At 69.7% G+C, this 4745-nt stretch carries 5 protein-coding genes; all 5 read right to left on the reverse strand.

The window, feature by feature from the left end; all coding sequences use genetic code 11:
- Nucleotides 1-1017, reverse strand: a 1017-nt coding sequence (locus tag C5O18_RS06585) for a bifunctional folylpolyglutamate synthase/dihydrofolate synthase (protein ID WP_105192554.1), incomplete at its 3' end; no start/stop codon positions are given.
- Between the two features lie 107 nt (nt 1018-1124).
- A complete protein-coding gene (accD, locus tag C5O18_RS06590; protein ID WP_105192556.1) occupies nt 1125-1991 on the reverse strand; it encodes an acetyl-CoA carboxylase, carboxyltransferase subunit beta in 867 nt (288 codons plus the stop codon).
- A gap of 50 nt (nt 1992-2041) precedes the next feature.
- Complete coding sequence (trpA, locus tag C5O18_RS06595; RefSeq protein ID WP_105192558.1) at nt 2042-2848, reverse strand: tryptophan synthase subunit alpha; 807 nt, start codon at nt 2846-2848, stop codon at nt 2042-2044.
- Between the two features lie 3 nt (nt 2849-2851).
- The gene (trpB, locus tag C5O18_RS06600; protein WP_105192560.1) at nt 2852-4075 is read right to left on the reverse strand and encodes a tryptophan synthase subunit beta; all 1224 of its coding nucleotides are present in this window, start codon (nt 4073-4075) and stop codon (nt 2852-2854) included.
- A complete protein-coding gene (locus tag C5O18_RS06605) occupies nt 4072-4707 on the reverse strand; it encodes a phosphoribosylanthranilate isomerase (RefSeq protein WP_105192562.1) in 636 nt (211 codons plus the stop codon). Before C5O18_RS06605 ends, trpB begins: the two co-directional genes overlap by 4 nt.
- Between the last annotated feature and the right edge of the window lie 38 nt (nt 4708-4745).

The following is a 4745-nucleotide window of genomic DNA, read 5'->3' on the forward strand; positions in this document are numbered from 1 at the left end:
CTTGTCCGCCAGCATGGCGAACACGGCGTGGGTCCGCTGCCCGGCGCGCGCCGGCGGCAGCTGCTGCCAGAGGAAGCGGGCGCCGTGCGGATTGTGCCCGACATCGAGCCAGACCTCGGGACTGCCAGGGAGGCGCTGCGCCCGCCCGGGCACCGCCGCCAGCGGCAGACCGGCGCGCACGGCATCCTCGCCGATGCACAGCGCCGACACGCCGGCCAGCGCCCGCAGCGCCGCCAGAGCCACCGCCGCGTTCTCGCAGGACACACCGGGCAGCGGCAGGTCGCGCCAGGCCGGCCCGCCGGCCGGATCCGCCGTGGTGGCATGCCAGTGCCAGGTGCCGGCATCCGTCGTGAAGTCGTAGTCGCGACCCTTGATCCACTGCGGTGCCGCCAGCTTGGCCGCCTGCCCGGTCAGCACCGGCAGCGGCTCGCGCTCGCCGAACACCACCGGCGCGCCCGGCCGCAGGATGCCGGCCTTCTCGCGCGCGATCAGCTCGCGGGTATCGCCCAGCCAGTCCTGGTGGTCAAGGTCGACGCTGGTGATCACGGCCACGCTGGCATCGACCAGGTTGACAGCGTCCAGGCGGCCGCCGAGGCCGACCTCGAGCACGATCAGGTCCGGCGACTGGCGGCGGAACCACCAGAAGGCAGCCAGCGTGGTGTGCTCGAAATAGGTCAGCGACACCTCGCCGCGCACGGCCTCGACGGCATCGAGCGCGGCCACCATGTCGGCATCGGAGATCATTTCGCCGTCCAGGCAGACACGCTCGTTGAAGCGCAGCAGGTGCGGCGAGGTATAGCTGGCCACGCGCCAGCCCGCGGCACGCGCCAGCGCCACCAGCGTGGCCACCGTGGAGCCCTTGCCGTTGGTGCCGCCGACGGTGATCACCGGGGCATCGAAGCCGGTCACCCCGAGGGCGCGCGCGACCACGCCGATGCGCTCCAGGCCCATGTCGATGGCGGACGGATGGCGCTGCTCGAGAATGCGCAGCCAGGCATCAAGCGATGTAACGGTCATGACGTGAGCCCCGGCCGGCCGGCCGGTCGCCGGGGCCTGTCAGATGTGCCTGCACGGTGGCGGCCGGCCGGTCGCGGCACCCGGCGGACACCGGATGCCGGTCGGGCTCAGACCGGATAGTGGACGAACTTGGCGAGCAGCCGGAACAGCGTGTCGCGCATTTCGTGGCGGTGGATGATGATGTCCACGGCACCATGCTCGAGCAGGAACTCGGAGCGCTGGAAGCCTTCCGGCAGCTTTTGGCGCACGGTCTGCTCGATCACGCGCGGGCCGGCGAAGCCGATCAGCGCGTTGGGCTCGGCGGCGTTGACATCGCCGAGCATGGCGAGACTGGCCGAGACACCGCCGTAGACCGGGTCGGTGAGCACGGAAATGAACGGCACGCCGGCCTGCTTCATGCGCTCCAGCGCCGCCGAGGTGCGCGCCATCTGCATGAGCGAGAACAGCGCCTCCTGCATGCGCGCGCCACCGGAGGCGGCGAAGCAGATCAGCGGCAGGCGGTTGGCCAGGCAGTATTCGGCGGCGGCGACAAAGCGGCTGCCGACCACGGAGCCCATGGAGCCGCCCATGAAATCGAACTCGAAGGCCACGACCACGACGCCAAGACCGTTGAGCGAACCCTTCACGGCGACCAGCGCGTCTTTCTCGCCGGTGTCGGCCTGGGCCGCCGTCAGGCGGTCGGCATAGCGCTTGGAGTCCTTGAAGTGCAGGATGTCGGCCGGCTCCATGTCGGTGGCCAGCTCTTCGCGACCCTCGGCATCGAGCACGAAGTCGATGCGCTGGCGCGCGCTGATGCGCAGATGGTGCTGGCACTTCGGGCAGACATACTGGTTGCGCTCGACCTCGGCCTGGTAGAGCACGGATTCGCATTTCGGGCATTTGCGCCACAGGCCCTCGGGCACCGAGGCGCGGCGTTCCGTCGAGGCCTGGGCACCGACGTTGGGCAGGATACGCTCCAGCCAGGAAGAACTCATGTCAAGAAACTCCTTGCGGGCCCGCGCCCCTTGCGCGGGTCCGTGGCCTGTCAGGCCTGATCAATCGCGGCCCGCATGGGGGCCAGGATCCGGGTCAGCGCATCGGGGATGCTCGCCGGTGTGACCGCATGGTCACCGATGCATTGTACCAGCACGGAGCCGACAACAACGCCATCCGCATGGCGTGCCACGGCAGCGGCGGAAGTTGCGTCCTTGATACCAAAACCCACGCCGATGGGCAATTGCGTGACACTACGCAATTCGGCGATACGACGACTGACTGCCTCTACGTCCAAGGTAGCGGCGCCGGTCACGCCCTTCAGCGACACGTAGTAGACATAGCCGCTGGCCGCCGCCGTGATGCGGGCGGCGCGCGCCAGCGTGGTGGTCGGCGCCAGCAGGTAGATGGGGTCGATGCCGACACGGGCGAGCTCGGCCGACAGCCCCTCCGCCTCTTCCGGCGGCAGGTCGACGGTGAGCACGCCGTCGACGCCGGCGGCGGCGGCGGCATCGGCGAAGGCGACATAGCCCGTGATCTCGACCGGGTTCAGGTAGCCCATGAGCACCACCGGGGTGGCAGCGTCACGGCTGCGGAACTCGGCCACCATGGCGAGCACGTCGTGCAGGCTGGTGCCGTGCTTCAGCGCGCGCTCATGGCCCAGGGTGATGGTCGGGCCGTCGGCCATGGGATCGGAAAACGGCACCCCCAGCTCGATGATGTCGGCACCGCCGGCCACCAGCGCGTGCATGGCCGCCACGGTCACGCCGGGCTCGGGGTCACCGGCCACGATGTAGGGAATCAGGGCCTTGCGGCCACGGGTCTTGAACGACTGGAACAGCGCGGAAAGACGGCTCACGAATCAGACCTCGATGTTTTCCAGGCGGGCGACCGTCATCAGGTCCTTGTCGCCGCGGCCGGAGAGGTTGCAGATGATGATCTGGTCCTGGCGCAGGGTCGGCGCCAGCTTGCTGGTGTAGGCCACGGCATGGCTGGACTCCAGCGCCGGGATGATGCCCTCGGTGCGGGTCAGCGTGTGGAAGCCGGCCAGCGCCTCGGCGTCATCGATGGCCACGTACTCGACGCGACCGATGTCCTTGAGCCAGCTGTGCTCCGGGCCCACGCCGGGGTAGTCGAGACCGGCGGAGACCGAATGCGTCTCGATGATCTGGCCGTTGTCATCGCTCATGAGGTAGGTGCGGTTGCCGTGCAGCACGCCCGGGCGGCCGGCGTTCAGCGGCGCCGAGTGCTGGCCGGCGCCGGCGGCGATGCCGTGGCCGGCAGCCTCGACACCGTACATGGCCACCGATTCATCGGTCAGGAACGGGTGGAACAGGCCGATAGCGTTGGAGCCGCCGCCGACGCAGGCCACCAGCGCATCCGGCAGACGCCCGGCCTGGGCCAGGCACTGCGCCCTCGCCTCGCGGCCGATGACCGACTGGAAGTCGCGCACCAGCATGGGGTACGGGTGCGGACCGGCGACGGTGCCGATGATGTAGAAGGTGTTGTCGACGTTGGTGACCCAGTCGCGCATGGCTTCGTTCATGGCGTCCTTGAGCGTCTTCGAGCCCGAGGTCACCGGCACCACGGTGGCACCCAGCAGCTTCATGCGGTAGACGTTCGGCGCCTGGCGCTTGACGTCCTCGGCACCCATGTAGACCACGCACTCCAGCCCCAGGCGGGCGGCGATGGTCGCCGTGGCGACGCCATGCTGACCTGCGCCGGTCTCGGCGATCACGCGGGTCTTGCCCGAATGCTTGGCAAGCAGCGCCTGGCCGATGGTGTTGTTCACCTTGTGCGCGCCGGTGTGGTTCAGGTCCTCGCGCTTGAGGTAGATCTGCGCGCCGCCCAGCTCGCGGCTCCAGCGCTCGGCGTGGTAGAGCGGCGACGGCCGGCCGACGTACTGCGCCAGGTCGCGGTCGAACTCGGCCTGGAAAGCCGCGTCGTCCTTGAGGCGGGCATAGAGGGCTTCGAGCTCCTCCAGCGCCGCCATCAGGGTTTCCGACACGAACCGGCCGCCGTGGATGCCGAAGCGGCCGCGGGCGTCCGGGAACTGCGAATAATCAACGGACGATCTGCTCGTCATGCTGCATGCACTCCTGTCATGAAGGCTTGAATTCGGTCGGCACTCTTGATGCCTTTGGCCGCCTCGACGCCACCGCTGACATCGACCGCGTAGGGTCGGGTCTGGCGGATGGCCTCGGCCACGTTCTCCGGCGTCAGTCCGCCGGCGAGGATGATCGGTCGCGCGCCCTGCCCCGGCACCTGCCCCCAGTCAAAGCGCAGGCCGGTACCGCCCGGCAGTTCCGGGTGCCAGGCGTCGAGCAGGATGCCCGAAGCGCCCGGCCAGGCTGCCATCAGCGCGGCCACGTCCTGGCCCGGCTGCACGCGCAGGGCCTTGATCCACGGGCGGCCATGGCGGGCGCAGTCGGCTTCCGGCTCGTCGCCGTGGAATTGCAGCAGGTCCAGCGGCGCCTGCGCCAGCACCGCGTCGACCTCAGCCACGGCGGCATTGACGAAGAGACCGACGGTGGTCACGAACGGCGGCAGCACGGCCATGATGGCCGCCGCCTGCGCCGCCGTCACCGCGCGCGGGCTGGGCGCGTAGAACACGAAGCCGATCGCGTCGGCACCGGCGGCGACAGCCGCCAGGGCATCTTCGCTGCGGGTGATGCCGCAGATCTTGACCCGGGTGCGGGACGCAGCGCCGGCGGCCATGACGGGACTGGACAAGTCGGTGTTCCGTGGGGATGGGA

Source organism: Amnimonas aquatica (genome assembly GCF_002943415.1).
In the GTDB taxonomy this organism is placed as follows: Bacteria; Pseudomonadota; Gammaproteobacteria; order Pseudomonadales; family Moraxellaceae; genus Perlucidibaca; species Perlucidibaca aquatica_A.